2 protein-coding genes are annotated in these 1,893 nt (G+C 61.0%); both read right to left on the bottom strand.

Features of this window, described 5'->3' with window-relative positions; translation table 11 throughout:
• The coding region (locus NW856_RS07910) for an MFS transporter (protein WP_414399750.1) at positions 1-624 on the bottom strand (624 nt) is incomplete at its 3' end.
• 237 nt (positions 625-861) lie between these two features.
• Positions 862-1,893, bottom strand: a 1,032-nt coding sequence (locus tag NW856_RS07905) for a universal stress protein (RefSeq protein ID WP_414399749.1), incomplete at its 5' end; no start/stop codon positions are given.

Here is a 1,893-nt window from a genome sequence, read left to right as displayed (position 1 = left end):
CTCCGGCTCAAAGTCGCGCGGACTGGGATACAGCCATTGCGCTAGCCTCAAAGCCGCCAGCCCCACCGCTGCCGGGATCCCCAAGGCCAAAAACCCACCCCGGAAGCCATAGCCGACTTTCAGAACTGCCGCCACCAACAGCGGCCCCCCCACCGCCCCAATCTGATCTAGGGTCTCGTGCAGGCCAAACCCCAAGCCCCGACCCACCTGCAGGGCTGCATGAGAAAGCAACACGTCCCGCGGCGGGGTGCGGATCCCTTTGCCGGTCCGCTCGGCCAAGAGCAGCACGGCGGCCCAAGGCCAACTGCCCACCCAGGCCAAAGCCGGGATCACCGCCGTGTTGATGACATAGCCCAAGGTGGTGAGCTGCCAGTGCCCCCGACTGCGGTGCAAGGGATCCCTGCCCAGCTGGTCGCTCCAATAGCCCACCCCCAACCGCAAGCCATAGGCCAATAGCTCCCCCCCGCCGGCCACCAGGCCCACCACCGTGCCGCTGGCCCCTAGGGATCCCAAAAAAGCTCCAGAAATGCTGCGGGCTCCTTCGTAGGTGGCATCGGCACACAAGCTGACGATCCCCAGAAGGAGGATAAAGCGCCAGGCAGAAGGGATCATGTCCGGCTCCATAGATTCAGTACAAGCATCAACAGCAGCAGCTCGTTACGTCCATGGCTAGAATCCATAGATAGAAGAGTAAGGGCAAAGAGAGCTTCAGTTGCCCGTGACTCTGGAGGAAAGGCTGAGGTCTGCTTAGATATGCTTGCCCATGGCCCCGAGGATCCCAGTTGTTGCCCTACCAAGAAAGAAAAAAGGTGCTTCACCCTGGCCGAAAACCGGTGGATACCTCGGAGAGCTAAATAACCTCTACTTTGGTCGGCTAATGACCTGCCCAGGACTTCCTTGAGGAGATTCGACCAGAATTACAGGAATAGAGCTGGTCTCCAGAACGGCTTGGGAGGTGGATCCCACTAGCACTTGTTCCCAGCCGCGGTGGCCCCGCTTGCCCATGACGATGTCGGTAACCTGCCGCTCCTGGGCTATGTTTACAATGGTCTCCGCCAAGGGCCCGGAAGCCAGGCAGAACTGGTGGCGAATATCCGCCAAAAGGCGCTGGGTGAGTTGCCGCAACTGTTCCACCCCTTTCCCCTGCGGCTTATCGGTAACATGCAACACAATCACTTCCCCATCCACCCGCCGCGCCAAATCGGCTGCCTTGCGCAACACCACCTCGGCTAGAGGAGAGGTATCCACGGCTGCCAAAAAGCTCACCTTGCCCTGGCTGCCTACCTTGGTGGGATCCACCTCTCCTTTTTCCAAAAGCCGGGGAGCACACACCTGGGTCAGCCAAGCACCCAGGGGGGCCGTGACCAAAATCGACAGAGCCGCCAAAGCCAAAATGATCTCCCCACCGGGGATCCCTTGGGCCAAAGGGATCCCACCAATAGCCGCCTGCACCGTCGCCTTGGCCATGTTGCCCGGTAGCAAAAACAGCCGCTCCCGCCCGTTCCAATTGCTTCCCAGAGTGGAAAGCCACCAACCCAGGCCCCGCCCCAGCAGCAGGCTCAGGGTTAAGAGCAGCAAGCCCGGCCAAAACACGGATCCCAGCACCCCCAGATCCAGCGACGCTCCCAGTAGCACAAACAACACGATCTCCGCCACCGTCCAGAGGGCATCGAACCCACCCCGCAGCCGCCGCGCCAAAGGGGCATCCAGCTCAATCAGAAAAAACCCCATGGCCATCACCGCCAGATAGCCGGAAAAATAGGGCCACACCTGCGGCGCCAGCACCAAGCCCAAGGCCATGCAGGCAGCCAGCAGCACTTCCTGCACGCTGTTGCGAGTCCAGTTTTGTTGGGTTAGCAGCGACACCAGAACCCGCGCCCCCAGGTAGCCTAT

The organism is Synechococcus sp. R3-13 (genome assembly GCF_047462195.1).
Lineage (GTDB): Bacteria > Cyanobacteriota > Cyanobacteriia > Thermostichales > Thermostichaceae > Thermostichus.
This window is presented reverse-complemented; position numbering and strand designations above follow the sequence as displayed.